The sequence below is a fragment of the Thauera phenylacetica B4P genome (genome assembly GCF_000310225.1).
GTDB lineage: Bacteria > Pseudomonadota > Gammaproteobacteria > Burkholderiales > Rhodocyclaceae > Thauera > Thauera phenylacetica.
In genome coordinates this window covers 193,400-207,916 of the sequence record NZ_AMXF01000001.1, presented here as the reverse complement: position 1 = coordinate 207,916, position 14,517 = coordinate 193,400, and the positions used below count along the sequence as shown (strand labels likewise).

The 14,517-nt window shown below is 65.7% G+C and carries 17 protein-coding genes; 4 read left to right on the top strand and 13 right to left on the bottom strand.

The features are described from left to right. The first annotated feature begins 922 nt into the window (after positions 1-922). On the top strand, positions 923-2,122 hold the full coding sequence (locus tag C667_RS00860) for an integrase domain-containing protein (RefSeq protein WP_004355147.1): 1,200 nt from the start codon (positions 923-925) through the stop codon (positions 2,120-2,122). 66 nt (positions 2,123-2,188) lie between these two features. On the opposite strand, the gene C667_RS00855 is transcribed toward C667_RS00860, so the two are convergent. The 11 genes from C667_RS00855 to C667_RS00810 form a co-directional block, all read right to left on the bottom strand. Beyond that, positions 2,189-2,404 carry a hypothetical protein gene (locus C667_RS00855; RefSeq protein WP_004355146.1) on the bottom strand — a complete coding sequence of 72 codons (216 nt, stop codon included), beginning with the start codon at positions 2,402-2,404 and terminating at the stop codon, positions 2,189-2,191. After that, positions 2,401-2,568, bottom strand: a complete 168-nt coding sequence (locus C667_RS25440; RefSeq protein WP_157302065.1) for a hypothetical protein — start codon at positions 2,566-2,568, stop codon at positions 2,401-2,403. The genes C667_RS00855 and C667_RS25440 overlap by 4 nt, the downstream gene beginning before the upstream one ends. A gap of 101 nt (positions 2,569-2,669) precedes the next feature. After that, positions 2,670-3,518 (bottom strand): PRTRC system ThiF family protein, encoded by an 849-nt coding sequence (locus C667_RS00850; protein WP_004355145.1) that lies wholly within the window; start codon positions 3,516-3,518, stop codon positions 2,670-2,672. Then, on the bottom strand, positions 3,506-4,204 hold the full coding sequence (locus C667_RS00845; protein ID WP_004355144.1) for a PRTRC system protein A: 699 nt from the start codon (positions 4,202-4,204) through the stop codon (positions 3,506-3,508). The genes C667_RS00850 and C667_RS00845 overlap by 13 nt, the downstream gene beginning before the upstream one ends. Further along, positions 4,204-4,944, bottom strand: a complete 741-nt coding sequence (locus C667_RS00840) for a PRTRC system protein B (protein ID WP_039920498.1) — start codon at positions 4,942-4,944, stop codon at positions 4,204-4,206. Before C667_RS00840 ends, C667_RS00845 begins: the two co-directional genes overlap by 1 nt. 14 nt (positions 4,945-4,958) lie before the next feature. Then, positions 4,959-5,990, bottom strand: a complete 1,032-nt coding sequence (locus tag C667_RS00835; RefSeq protein ID WP_004355141.1) for a PRTRC system protein F — start codon at positions 5,988-5,990, stop codon at positions 4,959-4,961. After that, on the bottom strand, positions 5,987-6,421 hold the full coding sequence (locus tag C667_RS00830) for a PRTRC system protein C (protein ID WP_004355139.1): 435 nt from the start codon (positions 6,419-6,421) through the stop codon (positions 5,987-5,989). The genes C667_RS00835 and C667_RS00830 overlap by 4 nt, the downstream gene beginning before the upstream one ends. 87 nt (positions 6,422-6,508) lie before the next feature. Continuing rightward, positions 6,509-6,994: a PRTRC system protein E gene (locus tag C667_RS00825; protein ID WP_004355137.1), complete on the bottom strand. Its 486-nt coding sequence runs from the start codon at positions 6,992-6,994 to the stop codon at positions 6,509-6,511. 74 nt (positions 6,995-7,068) lie between these two features. Further along, a complete protein-coding gene (locus C667_RS00820; RefSeq protein WP_004355134.1) occupies positions 7,069-8,853 on the bottom strand; it encodes a PRTRC system ParB family protein in 1,785 nt (594 codons plus the stop codon). Between the two features lie 110 nt (positions 8,854-8,963). Beyond that, positions 8,964-9,200, bottom strand: coding sequence for a hypothetical protein (locus C667_RS00815; RefSeq protein WP_004355133.1), 237 nt, complete (start codon positions 9,198-9,200; stop codon positions 8,964-8,966). A gap of 2 nt (positions 9,201-9,202) precedes the next feature. Continuing rightward, complete coding sequence (locus C667_RS00810) at positions 9,203-9,832, bottom strand: RNA 2'-phosphotransferase family protein (protein ID WP_245538400.1); 630 nt, start codon at positions 9,830-9,832, stop codon at positions 9,203-9,205. Positions 9,833-9,954: 122 nt separating this feature from the next. Between C667_RS00810 and C667_RS00805 the strand changes: the two genes are divergently transcribed. The 3 genes from C667_RS00805 to C667_RS25985 all read left to right on the top strand — a co-directional run bounded on the left by C667_RS00805 (position 9,955) and on the right by C667_RS25985 (position 12,013). Next, entirely contained in the window at positions 9,955-10,947 is a 993-nt protein-coding gene (locus C667_RS00805; protein ID WP_004355129.1) for a hypothetical protein, read from the top strand. An 84-nt stretch (positions 10,948-11,031) separates the two neighbouring features. Further along, the gene (locus C667_RS00800; RefSeq protein ID WP_039920423.1) at positions 11,032-11,346 is read left to right on the top strand and encodes a hypothetical protein; all 315 of its coding nucleotides are present in this window, start codon (positions 11,032-11,034) and stop codon (positions 11,344-11,346) included. Between the two features lie 139 nt (positions 11,347-11,485). Continuing rightward, entirely contained in the window at positions 11,486-12,013 is a 528-nt protein-coding gene (locus C667_RS25985) for a hypothetical protein (RefSeq protein WP_169317674.1), read from the top strand. Between the two features lie 179 nt (positions 12,014-12,192). Here C667_RS25985 and C667_RS00790 read toward each other — a convergent pair whose 3' ends face one another. Then, positions 12,193-13,278, bottom strand: coding sequence for an IS630 family transposase (locus tag C667_RS00790; protein WP_039920496.1), 1,086 nt, complete (start codon positions 13,276-13,278; stop codon positions 12,193-12,195). 229 nt (positions 13,279-13,507) lie between these two features. Then, entirely contained in the window at positions 13,508-14,470 is a 963-nt protein-coding gene (locus C667_RS00785) for an IS5 family transposase (RefSeq protein WP_004355117.1), read from the bottom strand. Positions 14,471-14,517 lie beyond the last annotated feature (47 nt).

The following is a 14,517-nucleotide window of genomic DNA, read 5'->3' as shown; positions in this document are numbered from 1 at the left end:
AACCAGAGGCCAGGCAAAGCGATGTCAAGCCCTTGCGCCACCTTGATCAGGCGGTCTTTCGAAAAATAAGCGCCCCTCACGTTGCAATTTCAAGCGCCACCCGCAAACCCGGCTGTTTCGGCGCGAAGTGGGTGGTTGGGAAGTGGCCGCCGTTGACGCGAGCGGGGCCAGGGTGTGAACTACAGGCTCCCGAGGCCTCCTGGCCTGCTCCATCGCGGAGCGAAAGGCGTTGCGGTCGTTACCCGCCTCTTCAAGTCCCGACCTCCGAGTCGGGCTCGGCATGGTCCCTTGAGTCCACGCCCGAAGCAGTTCAACCCGTAGAGCAACGCATGGCATTGCTGGCAGTCGTCTGCCAGACGTTCCCCGAGAACGAGCCCTGCATTCGAGCAGTTCACCCGGCCGGCACCCGATGCCGCGCCACTGTTCCCGTCATCCCTTCGAGCATGCGCACTTCGCGCAGCACACGGCTGTGTTGATCCCTCGTTGGATTCCCCGTGTGCCCCCGCTCGTGAACCTGACACCGCCCTGGACTTTCGGTCAGGGGTGGACCTCATGCAGGTGGATGGCGCTACGTACCGAGGACTGATCCCCCAGTGGCGCACAAGGCAGGACCTTCGCGCTGATGTTGCCCGTGCCCCCTGAGGCCGGACCTCATCCCAACCCCCGACGAACGCAGAAATGCGGATGCGGGACGGATCACCGTGTTCATTTTTAAGACTGACCGAGCCGGAGCGCCGATTGCGCTGACCGGCAAACCCTTGAGGTAGGCGTGGCGTGCTCGTGGCCGCACATCCCGCCCATGGCAGTTGACCACGCATCGCCAGCGCAACGGAATCCGCGCGGGCGATGAGCGAACGGATTCCTCCCCATTTGCGCTGTGCGCCGCCGGGACGGCACACGGCTCCTTCACCGGAGAATTGCCATGTCCAGTTTCAATGCACACCACGCCCCCCGCCGCGTTCAGGGTTCCCCCGGCGCGTGGCGCGATGCCCACCACCAGCCGCCACGCCGCCAGGAACAGGCCGCGCGAACGCCCGCCGAGATCCTCCAACGCCATCGGCCGGGACGGACCGACCCGCTGCGGGTGCTCGATCTGCTGATCGAGTTGTTCAACGCGGAACACACGGCGCTGGAAAAAACCGTGTCGCACAAGACGCGGCAGGAACGCGCCGACTTCCTGCGCCGCTTCTTCCGCGACCTCAGGAACAAGGCCAACTTCGCCACCGTGCCCGATCCACGCAACCTGGGTGACCGCCATGTCCGGGCGATGGTCGAGGTCTGGCAGCGGGAAAGGCTCGCCCCCGCCACCATCCAGACCTACCTCAGCTTCCTGCGTGGCCTTGCCCGCTGGCTGGGCAAGCCGGGTTTCATCCGCAAGCCGGCCTACTACGGCCTGGCGCCGGCCGAGTATCAGCGCCATGAGTATGCGCAACGTGACAGGAGCTGGACCGCTGCCGGGATCGACATCGACGCACTGGTCGAGCGGGTCAGCGCGTATGACCGCTACGTCGGTGCGTCGCTGCGCCTGATCCGCGCATTCGGCCTGCGCCGCAAGGAATCGGTGATGTTCCGCCCCCACCTTGGCGTGGTGCCGTTCGAAGCCACCGGGCTCCCGACCGAAGAAAGACAGGCCGAGCACTATGTGCGGATCAAGGAAGGAGCGAAGGGGGGAAGGCTGCGTTTCGTTCCGGTGGACACCGAGCAGCGCATTGCGGCACTGGCGTTCGCCCAGGCGGTCGTCCAGAGCAGCGATGCGCACCTGGGCGACCCTCGGCACAGTCTTAAACGCAATCTGCGGCGTTTCGACTACGTGATGGCTCGATTCGGCATCACGGCGGAAGGACTGGGAGCGACGGCGCATGGGCTGCGCCATGAAGCGATGATCGATCACTACAGCGGCAAGGCCGGCGTCGAGCCGCCGGTGCGCGGTGGCGGTGACGCATCTGACGAGGTGGACGCGGCTGCGCGCCTCTCGGTCGCCCGCCTGGCCGGGCACAACCGGGTCAGGGCGTCTGGCGCCTATTTAGGTGGGCTACTGGCGCAGCGAGCGGCGCCGAGGTCACAGACGCAGGGCAAGATGCCCGGCGCATCCGGTGACGAAGGGCTGCCCGAGGAGCGTTGAGTCAGGTCGGTATGGTCCGCCCACAACGAAGACGGGGCTTCGCGGCCCTGTCTTTTTCGCTACGGATCACCGGGCCCCATCCGTGCGGCGGCGTAGTCCCTCGCGGTAGAGGATCGCACCGATGCGGCAGAGCAGCGCTTCATCGTCCTCGGAGAGTTCGAAACTGTCCATCCAGATGGCCAGTTGAACGATGGCATCGTCAATCGCTTCGGCACTGCCGACGATGTCCAGCAACTCGGCGTGCGCCTCGAATTGCTTGATGATGGGGTGGTCTTGCGTCAATCTGCCACCCGCAGTGCGGCCAACTCGGGCGCTTCGGCGCCGCACGCCACGTCCCGAGCCCGTGAGGCGGCATACTCGCGAATACCCGACAGGACATCCCGCTCGACGCCTTCCAGCAAATGCTGCGGGATGGTACCTGCCGAGAGGTCTTTCAAACGGCCCATAGCCTCCCCCTTCTTCGAGGTTAATGCGATACCGATTCAGCATACCCCTGAATGCGAGGGTGAGGAAGTGACGCTATCCGCTTCCTTCACGTTCCAGGTCCTCATGCCGTGCCCTCCCCTTCGGCCTCCTCCGGTTCCTGCCCCGCTTCTCCGGCCCCGTGTGCATCGGCCATCACGCAACCGAAACGCGCCCAGGTCTTCGGATCGACCTCGATGGGACCGGCCCGCTTGCTGTCCAGATTGACCACCACGCCGTGCTGGCCGAGCCGCCCTTTGGAGAACAGTTCGTAGAGCAACTGCGCGGCGAAACGCACGGCCACGTCGTTGATGAACAGCCCTTGAGAAGCGAGCGACATGCGGACAGAGCAGGAGGGGCGGTTGTCGTCGGGGACGCTGGCGTCCAGCAATTCCGGGAACAGTTCGGTGACACAAGGCAGGCGCGGGGCATTTTCGCCTTTCGTCCGGTGCAGTCCTTGCCCGAGCACCACCTGGGCACTGGCCTCCGTGTTGCCAAGGTCGAGCCAGTAGCGGTAGCGGCCGCCCCCATCGAACACCGCTTCGTGCAACGTCCGCCGTGCCGACCGGCTGTCGACGCAACTCACCAGGATGTCGGCGCTCGGCGGCGAATAGCGATTCGGCCGGAATACCTCGTAGCGCATCGGATGCGCGATCCAGTCCAGTCCGTAGAACTGGTTGAGGCGATGGATGGTCACGATAGCCTTGTGGCGCCCGATGTCGGCACGGCTGTAGAGTTGCCGGCCCACGTTGGCCTCGCTCACCCGGTCGTCGTCGAAGGCGGCGACGTGCAGGCCGTGGGGGTGGCCGAGGGCCTTTATCGCAATGTCGAGGCGGGCGAGACAGGCTGCCATCTGGGCGCCGTTGCCGCCCACGCCCACCAGATGAACGCCGACACGACGGTCGAGCAGTTCGGGATCGATCAGGTGTTCCACGGTCCGAGCCTCCTTTCCTGGCAGAAAGCCAGTATCCGGCGCAGGAAGCCCGGTTCAAGGTCGGGATCGTTACCCGTTGGCGCGACAGCGGCCTGCCACGGATGGGGCAAGGCACGGAAGCGGCCATTGACCACCAGCCGGAACTCGGCGCGGGGCGCGGGGTGATGCAGGTAGCCAAAGACACCGGCCACCTTGATGCCCACATCGTCGCGGTCGTCCACAGCGGACCAGAAGGGCCTGCCGTAGCCGTGGGTGTGCAGGTCGACGGCCAGCGTCTCGTCGGCTTCCATCGCCGGGACGCGGTAGTCGATGCGGTCGGGTGACGCGGCGGCAGGTTCGCACAGCGCCATCCGCAGGCGCCGGGTGCGCCGCGAGTAGATGAGCGCCCCCGCGACTTCGTTGGGCAGGCCACGCCGCCCTGCTTCGATGAAGTCCTCGATCAGCTTGATCGGCAACACGCCGAAGCCGAACGTGAGCCGCTCGTCGACAGCCCCGTAAGGCAAGGGAATCGGCAAGGCGGGCGACAGCCGCTGGATGCAATCCAGCCAGTCGAGCTTGGCCTGCACGAACACGCCGTTGGCCGCGAGGATGATCCGCTGCCCGTTCGCCATGTCGGGCAAAGGGCCGAAGCGCGGGGCGGCGAGTACTGGGCAGGCCGCTTGCAGGGCGAGGTCGCGCACGTCCATCACGCGCCCTCCTTCATGCCCAGCAGCCCGCCCAGGGTGGTTTTCACGTCCACCAGCACCCGCTCGGGAAAGCGCCGGAACCGTCCATCGAGCATGTCCTTCCAGAAGGCGTAGGCGCCGCCCCGGTAGCGGACCAGCTTTCCTGCGCCGTTCGGGTGGGTGAAGTAGGAGCGCATGAAGGCATCGTTCCAGGTGGCGATCTTCTCCACGGTGGTGCCCTCGGGCACCGGCGCGTTCCCTTGGCAAATACTGCCTTGCGCGTTCACGTTGAAGTACGGGGCCTGAAATAGCGCGGTCGTCGGGGTTGGACGGCGGGCGCCCTTGACGGCCCACACCTTCCAGACCCGGCTCGACGCCGCGAAGACCAGCCCTGGATGGGCGACGGTTTCGCCGCGCTCAAGACCGCCAAAGCCCTCGGCATGCTCCCTGTCGACGCGGAATGCGATGTGGCGACGGGCTGGCGGCACCCACCAGACGATCAGGTCGCCCTCCATGTAGAGCACGGTTTCGGGAAGCAAGCCGCCATGGGCGGCGCGCTTCAGCAGGGCGCGGGCCAGTTCCATCGCCGCGCGGGGCGTCATGGCCTGACCGGCACCGATGACCGGCTCGCCGTCGACTTCCTCGATGTCGTGGACCGTAGCCAGCGCACTGCCCTGCTGGCCGTCGTAGATCAGGACCGCTCGGCGCAGATGGACGGTGCCGGTAGTGGGCGCCTGGATGAAAAACTCGGCTTCGTTCATGGTCGTTGCCTCCATCACCAGTCTCCCGCCGAGAGCCGATGAATCAAGGCGTCGATGCGCCGGATGGCCTCGAAGCGACCCGCCATCGCCCGCTGCCATGCGGCGAAGGCGCCGGGGTCGCCCAGCTGCACCTGGAACTCCCCCATCGTCTCGCAGTATTCGCCCTGGTGGGCGAGGTTCAGGAGGTCGTCGTAGATGCGTGTCGTCACGTCGCCCTCGGTCCAGGACAGCACCGCGCCGAAGCCGACGAACTCGCCATCGGTGTCCGGCCGGAAGGTGTCGTCGAGGTCCAGGCTCGCCAGCGCCAGCGCGTCCTCGGCCACCGCCCTGACGGTCTGGTCGCCGGGGGCGCGCAAACGCTTGACCGCCCGGCGCAGGAAGCGGGCGCACAGCGGCAGTTCCAGCCCGCGCGGCCAGCGCCGCGCCCAAGCCGGGTAAGCAGCTTCGAGGCTGGCCTTGCTGACCATCTCCTCGCGCATCGCTGCGCGGGCCTCCTCGTCCTCACCGCAGTTCATATCGAGGGCAGTTTCCTCGTCGTCCTCGCCGCACCAGTAGAGGTAGGTCACTACGTCGCAGGCGATGTCCGGGGTGAAGAGCGGATAGACCCAGGCACTCTGGCGGCGCAGCACATGCAGGACCACGGGGCCAAGGCCCGGCACCCGCCGGCTCAGCGCCGCCAGCCCCTCGCCCACCACCCACTCCTGCTCGTGGTACTCGCCCCAGGAAGCCTCGACGGCCCCCACGTCGAATTGGCGTTTCGGGTGGTTGGTGAAGGTGCTGTAGCAGTCGCCATCGCGGGAGAGCAGATGCAGGCCGAAGCGGGGGTTCAGGCAGTGCAGCGGCCCGATCTGGCGCTTGATCCAGCGGTCGAGGGCCTGCTGGCAGGCACTGAGGGAATCCGACCACGTGGCCGGGATGTCCGCTTCGTCGAAGGCCTCGGCCTCGATCAGGAAGCGCGACACGGTCGCATTGGCCGCGAGCAGCGGCCCCGGCGCGATAGTACGGGGCACAAGGGCGCCGATGCGCGGCAGGGCAAGCGCCGTCATGGCAGCGGCGCCAGCATGTCGCTGTCCGGCAGCACGCGGGCCGCTTGGCGTTCGCCCCTATGGCGCATGGATTGCAGCACGAAGGCGCCCCACGCGCCGCCGCGCTGCTGCGAGCCGGGGCGGGCAAGCGCACGGGCGAGCTTGCCGCGCACGTCGGTCGCGCCTTTGGCCTCGGCCTCGACATCGGCCTTGAGGGCAGCAAGGCGGCTTCCCTCGCCGCTGGTGCAGCCCTTGGTGCCCACGGCCTTGCGGAAGGTGTATTCCTGCACACCGCCCGCCACCTCGCCGGCCTCGATCTCGGCGCTGATGAGTTCGGGGTACTGGGCGCTGTAGAGGTCGCGGACCTCGCGGGGCGTCATGCCCGGCACGTCCGGCAACGCCACGCCGTTGTAGCGGAAGACCCGCTGGATTTCGTTGATCGCAATCGTCATGATTCGGCTCCTGTCGTCTGGTGCCTCCCACCGGAAGGCCCCTTGCGATCAGTCTCTCGCCACCCTGCCCGCTTTCAAGGCCACGCCTTAGCCGAACAGGTCGTAGGAGCCGCCGCCGGCCGCTGCCGAGGCGGCTGGCTGTGCCGCGCCGGCAGCGCCATCCCCGCCCTCCTCGCCCTCGTCGGCGGGTTCCGGCATCGCGGCCTTCGCCACGCTCGGAGCCTTGGCCGGGGTGGCGGCGGCAGCGGGTTTCGCCGCCTTCGTCATCGCTTCGCCGGCCTTCTTGGCGGAGGCCGCCTTGGCTGCCTGCAGCACTTCCTGGGTGGCCTCAGCCTGCGCCGAGAGGCTCTGGCGAACCTCCCGGTAGCCCTTCAACACCCCCACGAACTCGGCATCGAACTCTTCCGGCGTCGCGGTGAGGCTCAAGGCCTTGGTCAGGGCCGGTTCGTCCACGTCCTTCTTGGGCTTGGGGATCACATTGATCGTCATGCGTCCGCTCTTGTTGTCGGCGCTGATCACCATCGTCAGGGTGGCGCTGGCGGCCAGCGCATAGAGTTCCTCGAACATCGTCATGTCACGCTCCTTCAAAGAGAAATGCCTTCGAGACCATGCTACGAAGGCATTGGGGGTTTTCCAGTGGGCGCGGCTCAGGCTGCGAGGAGCTCGTCCTCGACGCTGTCGTCGGATGCTTCGACGGCGGGGCTGACGGATGCCTCGCTCGTCTCGGCGATCAGCCCGGAGGCGGTGGGCTTCCTGGGGTACTGCATGACGGCAGGCACGGTGCCGTCGTACGCGAAGCCCGGCACGGCGAGCAGCGATTGGATGAAGTCGCCCTTCTTCTTCGCCCGTGCCAGCTTGAAGGCGGCGCCCATCTTCTGTTTCAGCCCCACCTCCCCGGCCAGCGACTCCAACTCGCTCATGGTGAAGAGTTCGAGGAACTCGGCGTTCCATTTGAAGTGCTTTCGCTCGTCAACGTCGAGATAGCTCAGCATGGCTTCCAGGTCGCGCGGATTCACTCCGAAGGCCGCCGAGGCGGTGACCGCGAGCATCAGTTGCTCTACGTGCTGTGCGCCGATGGCGTCCGCCTCGGGCAGGGCCGCCGCGAAGTCCAGCCGTTCGAGCACCCACGGCCCGGCGATGCGTTTGGCGGCTGCACCGAACTCGCGGGTACGCACGTCGCCGGTACGGCCGCAGCGGGCCAGCGCGATCATCACGCGCCGGTTGCGCTCGGGTTGGGCCATCAGTTCCCTCGCCGCCCACTTGCGCCATTGGGCTACCCGGAAGTCCTTCACCCGCTGCGGCGTCTGGTTGCTGGGCGCCGGCGCGGTCCTGGCCGGCGCTGGCGCAGCCGCTTTGCGGGCCGATGCCTTGCCGATCGTCTTGGGCGCCTTCTCCGGCGCTTGCGGCATGTCGTCGCGCCGTGCCTTGCGCCAGGCAGCGACCTTCTGGCTGTTGCACCCGGCATCGAAGCACAGAGAGGCGGTGACCTCCCCCAGGCTGCCCGGCAGGGCCGATACCGCGCAACCGAACGCGGCGCACCCCTTGCACGATCCATACTGCTGCGGGCCGACGCCGAGCGCGCCGTCTTCGGTCACGGGCAGCGGGGTGAAGCCGTCGGAGGCCCTGACGATGCGCACCATGGGGTACTGTTCGCGCAGCCCCTGCGCCTTCGCCTCGATGGCCTGCGTGGTGAGTTCGTCGTAGTGCGTGGGATGCTGGCAATAGCCTTCGCCCAGGCTTTCGTCGAAGAGGCCGGATTGGCGGGCCGAGTTATGCGGACAGGCCGAGCACTGGGCGGTGTCGAAGATGGCATCGGCCAGACGCCGGGCGAAGCGGCCCAACTGTTCCTTGAGGGCGCCTACCGGCACCTTGTGCGCCAGTACGCCCGCCAGCACCGTGTCCTGTTTGTCGGGGGGCACACCAGCCAGCAACTCGGCGTGGCCGAGTTGAATCTGGCGGTGGGTCAGCGCCTCCAGGACGGCCGGGGTGCAGGTCAGCAGCGCCAGCCGCCGTTCCAATAGATCGGGCTTCCAGCCCAGTGTCGCCGCCGCTTCGTCCTTGTCGCCCTTGTAACGGATCAGCATGCGCTTGGCCGCGTGGGCTTCCTCGGCATGCGACATGGGCGCCCGGTGGTGGTTCTCGATGACGGCGATGGCCTCGGCCTCCTCGTCGTTCAGGGCCTCGATCACGACGGGCATGTCGTAGTCTTCGCCGAAGACCTCCTTGGCTGCGCGCCAGCGGCGTTCGCCCGCCACGATCTCGAAGAGGTTGGAGTTGGGGATAGGGCGAACGATGATGGGTTGAACGACGCGCCCGGCGGCTTTCAGGCCGGCCCTGAGGTCGGCCATTTCGGCCGGGTCGAAGTAGGTGCGAGGGTTCCTGCCCTGCACGATGCGGCGCAGGGGCAAGGTGGGGTTGGCGGGTGCGTCCATGAAGACCTCCTGATGGGATGTCTCCATGCTCTCGCAGGGCGGGTCTTCTTCAAGGGCGTGCGTCGGGCCGGAGGGGCTGCCCGCACTTGGCCGGTCCGCCGGCCACCGCGTTACCGATTGTCCGCGCCCTCGCTCGCTTCGATCAACTCGTCCGCCGCCTGCATGGCCCGGCGCAGACAGAGCGCGAGCGAACCGCCGTCGTGGTGCTGGGCGTTGAGTTCGCACTGCTTCCCCCCATCGATCCGGTTCCAGGCATGTTCGGCCTTGCGCAGGAAATGGGCGACCTCGACCAAGGCCTCCCGGTCGTCCGGCGTGATCCGCTCCAGTAGCCGTGGATCGAGCAGCATGGTCAGGCCCTCATCGAGTGAGCACGGCCCATGAAGCGCTTCAGGCGCGCCATGAGCTGCCGGTGGTGATCGGGGAAACGGATGAGGTTCGGGTCGCTGGCGTCCTGCTTCCACCAGATGCTGGCGTAGTCGGAGACGAGCGCGTTATAACCGCACGCCGGCCCGTCCTCGTCGAACTCCGCGCACAGCCGCTGGATCGCCTCGCGGTGGCTGAGCCGGCGCAGCGAAACCAGCACGCCTGGGCTCCAGACCACCCACACGTTGCCGCCGAAGGCGCGTATGGCATCCATGCCCGAACAGACAAAGAAGTCGTCCCAGGCATCCTTGCCGTTCGCCTTGTCATCGAACCGATCCGTCCAGCGGGCCGTCGGCGACAACCTTGCCTCCAGGATGCAGCCTCCGGCCTCGTACATCCCGTACTCGTAGGCGACGGTCAGCGACTCGCTCAGGCAGATTCCGGTGCCGGTGTAGCTGCGGGAACGGGAACGCCGGAAACCCTCGCGCAGGATGGCGCGGGCGGCGGCATCGCGGGTGCCGTGATAGAGGGGGCGGTTGGCGGGTGTCGTCGGGGCATCCATGCGAACAAGCGTCGCACCCGCCCCTTTTGATTCAAGACCGATCGCTTGCCACACCGCGCCCTCTCAGCGGCATGAAGCCTGCCCAGGGTGCTGTGCATACTCCGAGATGGTGTCGCCGAAATTCATCGCATGGCACACTTTCAATAATCGATAACACCAAAAGGCATAACAGTGGCATGAGCAAAGGCATCAAGATGCGTTCGGCGAGGGATCGCCACGGACGCTCCTACACAGTGGAGGAACTGCAACAGCTGACCGATGGAGGCGGCACCGCGCCCGACCTGGCTTGCGACGATCCCTCGTGCGGGTGCAGTGTCAGGTTCGTCCCGCGCTACCAGCAGAACCGAGCCAACCGCATCGAGCCCGTCGATGTCCCGGCCTACATCGGCCTGACCCGAGGATCGGAACATGCTGCCGGCTGCCGCTACGACGCATCGGGCCGCTTGAAGATCATTGCAGCCCAATCCGACCCACAGTTCCTGAACGCCTTGGAAGATGGGAGGCGGGAACTGCGCTTGCTCGCGTTGCACAATGGACTGCGCAAGCACGGACTGTCGGGAAATGCGCCAACGGTCAATGGCAGCGCCTCCGCCGCCGGAACGACCAAGATGGCAACCGAGGTGATCGCCTCGGACAAGAGGCTCGACAGCTATCTGCGCACCACGGCCGACCTCCTGGTCCTGCGCGCGATGTGCGAATCCGATTCATTGCTTGCCGCCGAACTGGTGTTGCGCTTGGGCCCCAAGCGACTCCCCTGGAAACAGTTCTTCTTCGAGCATGACCGCTTCGATGAAGCTTGGGAACTGGTCACCAAGAGCGGCAACAACCCCTACCCGGTTGCCCTGGTCGGCTCGGTGCGGTCTTTCCATCAGCCCCCCGCCGGCGCCAAGTACAAGAGCAGTTTCCTCAACTGCCGGCCGCTGTATCGCAAGACAGACGATCCCCAACGTATTGAGTCGTTCGAGGTCAGCATCGCGCACCCCGATGCTTCCTGGCTCGGCGGCTTCCCGCCCGATGCCGAGATCGTCATGTTCGGTCTCTGGAAGGCAAGCGGCCCCATCGAGAACTCCGCCCCCGACAAGCGCGACCGGACGCGGACCATCACCTACGAGGCCCACAATCTGACGCTCACTCCGAAGTTCAAGAAGCAGATCGTCATCGTCTCCTGACGATCAAGGGCCTCGCTTGAGCGATGTTGAGTGGTAAGGTGAGAGGCTTTTCGCCTCTCGCCTCTCGCCTGTCCCGCTGTTCTGATGTCGTTGCTGCGCTATACCGTCTTGAAACTCTTCGAATCACCGCGCGGCCACCTCGCCGAGATTTCCCGGATGGTGCGCCCCGACCGCGGGACCTGGGTGGACGAATGGGTATGGATCGAAGAGCGTCATGTCATGACCCTTCAGTCGCTTCCTGAACGCGGCGGCCTCGATTTTGAGGAAGGCGAGTTGCACCTCGCGGGATATGCTGGTGAACTGCGCTGGTCGAACGGCCGGATCGACACGCTGAGCCGCGTTCACGTTGGCAAACTTCCGCAACCATCGCGCAGCTTCCTGGAACTACACCTCAGCTGACCCTTCACCAGCCTCCTGCCCGAAGGCTGGAGAGCGGCGCGGCCTGTCCACGACCTGCGATGTCGTCGCCCTGTGAGGCTGGCACCCAGACGCCGGACAACAGAGTTGATGCACTGCCACTACCCCCCGGAATGGCGGCATGCGCGACCTACGCTTTCAGCGCGCGCACCGGGCATGGCTGGATCACAACGCCATCACCCTGGCGAGCCACATGGATCGCTCGATGCTCGTCGATGAGAATGCACGGTTTGCCCGTGCGGCGGCAGTGATCCTGCACCCGCCAGTAATCACCGTGGCTGATGCAACCGGTGCGACAGATCAGGAGTTCAACCTCCTGCTCACTGTGGCTCGCGGCTTCGCCGTCACACACGGACTCAGGCTCGACCACGGTAATGTGACCAGCGGAACCACTTGGCGCCGAGGAAGAAGTCGGCGAAATGTAGCACGGGGGACGGCGTTGCTTACAGTAAAGGGCTACACGTTATTGCTCAGGGACACCCTCCTTGGCGCGCGTCCCCTGGCGCGCAGTGTTGGAGCCTCCCCACAGTCCCAGCAGACCGACAGGCAGCAGCAAGATCCACTGCGGCAGCTTGAAGAGCCAAGCGCTCTCGGGCTGAATGGCAGCAAGTCCAAGAAAAACCAGGCCGAAAGCGCACCACAGGGCTGAAACGAACAGTACGAGATAGCGGGCTGGGCGCGCATGGCGGGGCAAACTGCCAACGATCAATGCCGGCACGGAGATGGCTAGCACCACCGACGCCATGTGCCAGACCGCATAAAGCGTGAGCTTCGGTTCTACGGCCATGGACGATGCCAATAGTGGAGCGGCAACATCCGGGCCGCCAGCTAGTGTCCTGAGTTAGAAGTTCGCAAACAAAATCTTTCGACGCTGGCAAGGATGTCGTCAGCGGTCTTGGCCCATTGAAAGGGCTTGGGGTTTGCGTTGTTGAGTTGCAGGTATTGCTTGATGGCCTGCTCGAGTTGGCGCGTGGAGCGGTGTGTGCCGCGCCTGATGTATTTCTCGGTGAGCGTGGCGAACCAGCGCTCCACCTGATTGAGCCAGGACGCAGAGGTGGGCGTGAAGTGCACGTGGAACCTCGGGTGTCGCGCAAACCAGTTGCGAATCGTCGGCGTCTTGTGCGTGCCGTAGTTGTCCATCACGAGGTGCACGTCCAGCCCGGTGGGCACGTTGGCCTCCACGGTGCGCAGGAACTGCAGGAATTCGCTGCTGCGATGGCGCCGGTGGAGTTCTCCGATCACCTCTCCGGTGGCGATGTCCAGCGCTGCGAACAGGGTCGTCGTGCCGTGGCGCATGTAGTCGTGCGTTCGCCGCTCGGGGATGCCCGGGGCCAGTGGCAAGATCGGCTGTGTGCGGTCCAGCGCCTGGATCTGGCTCTTCTCGTCCACGCACAGCACCATGGCCTTGAGCGGCGGATCCAGGTACAGGCCCACGATGTCGCGCACCTTCTCCACGAACAGCGGGGCGCTGGACAGCTTGAAGGTCTCCTGGCGGTGCGGCTGCAAGCCGAAGGCGCGCCAGATGCGCGTCACAGCCGTTTGCGACAGATTCATTTCGCGTGCCATGGTGCGCGTGCTCCAGTGTGTCGCGCCTTGCGGGATCGACTCCAGCGTGCGGGCGATCACCGCATCGACTCGCGCATCGTCAATGCTGCGCGGTGCGCCGGGACGTGGCGCATCCAGCAGCCCCTCCAGGCGGTGTTTGACAAAGCGCGCTCGCCACTTGGAGACGGTCTGGGGCGTGACCCGCTGGCGAACGGCAACGGCCTTGTTCTCCATCCCCTGGGCACAACCCAGCACGATGCGTGCTCGCAATGCCATGGCCTGCGCGGTCTTGCGCCGCAGCGTCAACGCGGTGAGTTGTTCGCGCTCCGCATCGCTGAGCACCAGTTCCGTCTTGGGTCTGCCTCTCATGATCACCTCGTCGTGTTCGAACAGTACACGACTGATAGCAATGGTCAATATTAGTTCAATGAACTTCTAACTCAGGACACTAGGGCAACGCTGAACAACCCCTCGAAAATCGCAGCGTCTGCTCCCCCTTCTCGTCATGCGGGATGAGTTGACGTTTTCGACGGCAATTGAGGCCCTGCGGCCCTGAAATCACCCTCCGCGGCGCCGCTTTGGCGCCCGGCGGACGCACCTATGCCACCAGGCGCTTGCGCGCCAGGTAGATGTTGGCCAGGCCCAGCGCCACGAATGCCCGGTTGGCGTTCTTCTCCAGGCCCCGGTAGCGCACCTTGGCGAAGCCCCACAGTTTCTTGATCACGGCGAAGACATGCTCGACCTTGGGGCGCACCTTCGACTTGATGCGGTTGACGATCCTTTCGAGATCGGCCGTCGGGCTGCTCGGCCGCACACGCTGATTCGTACAGTCCTGGGCCCGCGGCGCCTTCTTGGCGATCAGCGCCTGCTGGGATACATACGCGCTGTCGCCCCAGACCTTGTCCTCGCCCCCGTGCAGCAGATCGGGCATCGGGTGCTTGTCGTGCACGTTCGCGGCCGTCACCACCGCGCTGTGCGCAAGCCCCGTCTGGCTGTCCACGCCGATGTGCAGTTTCATCCCGAAGTACCACTGATTGCCCTTCTGGGTCTGGTGCATCTCGGGGTCACGGGCCTTGTCCTCGTTCTTGGTCGAACTCGGCGCGCTGATGATCGTCGCATCGACGATGGTGCCCGTGCCCACCTTCATGCCCTTGGCCTGCAGCAACTCGCCGACCTTGGAGAACAGCGCCGCGCCCAGCTTCTTCTCTTCCAGCAGGTGCCTGAACTTCAACAGCGTCGTGCCGTCCGGCACGCGCTCGCGTCCCAGGTCGATTCCCACAAAGCGCCGCAGCGACGTGCTGTCCAGCAGCGCCTCCTCGCACGCCTGGTCGGCCAGGTTGAACCAGTGCTGCACGAAGTACATCCGCAGCATCGACGGCAGCGGCACCGGCGGCCGACCATTGCCGGCCTTCGGGTAGTACGGCTCGACCACCGCGCACAGTTCCTGCCAAGGCACGATCTGTTCCATCGTCGCCAGGAACTCGTCTCGCCTCGTCGCCTTGCGGTAGCGCTCGAATCCTTCGCCTTGATCGGCCGCCATTGCCAGGGTCTGCTGCTTCATCGTTGTGCGCCTCGCTTGCTCGTTGCATTAGCAAGCAAGCGCCGCGC